1 protein-coding gene and 1 tRNA gene are annotated in these 748 nt (G+C 59.9%); both read left to right on the top strand.

What is annotated here, in order from left to right; all coding sequences use genetic code 11:
• Positions 1–522: hypothetical protein (locus AC1DYI_RS37480; protein ID WP_477209121.1), on the top strand; the 522-nt coding region annotated here is incomplete at its 5' end.
• A 73-nt stretch (positions 523–595) separates the two neighbouring features.
• Positions 596–672, top strand: a tRNA-Arg gene (locus AC1DYI_RS37475).
• The last annotated feature ends 76 nt before the right edge of the window (positions 673–748 follow it).

Genomic DNA, 748 nt, shown 5'->3' with positions numbered 1-748 from the left:
CTCCCGTACCACGCCTATCACACGCCGCTCAATACCATTTTTACGACGTCGCCCCAATTGCTGAAGAACTCCGACTTCGTCGCAGGCACGGCTAACTGGACCGCCTCTCTCACCGGCCCCGACGGGCTAACTTTCTCGGCCGCGACGGAAGCATCGAAGAACCCATACCTCGCTATTCAAAAGTCGAACACGGTTGTTGCTAGCGTAATCCAGACGGTCAACGGACTCGGAGTCGACCCCTACGCCAACCCGGTCCTGCAAGGCGGGGTTCTGCTCAAGGGGCCCGCAGGTGAGCAAGGTGTGATCGGCATCGTGCTCAGTTCCTCGAAAGCACCGCAGCAAGAGCTCAAGATCCGGTTCAACTTCAAGAACTCGGAGTGGACGGCCGTCCGCTTCCACGCGGAGAGCATTCATCTGACGGATCGGAACGTGAAGATGACATTCAAGTTCTATCCCAAGGGCGTTGGTGCCTACGCCATGGACGAGGCGTTCCTGGCCGTTCTGCCCAAGACGCTGCCTTGAGCCTTCTGGTGCGCCGGTTCCACTACAGCGCCACGCTGGAGCCGCGCCCGGCGCACTAGAATTCGCCTCCGCGCTGCCCGTAGCTCAACTGGATAGAGCAGCTGCCTTCTAAGCAGCAGGTCGGGGGTTCGAGTCCCTCCGGGCAGGCCATCGGAACACATTGTGATGGCCTCAGTAGCGTCAAATCCCTCCGGAAGATCAACGAGTTAGCGCAAAGGTTGCGGCG

This window comes from Ideonella sp. P3_A4 (genome assembly GCF_056403075.1).
This window is presented reverse-complemented; position numbering and strand designations above follow the sequence as displayed.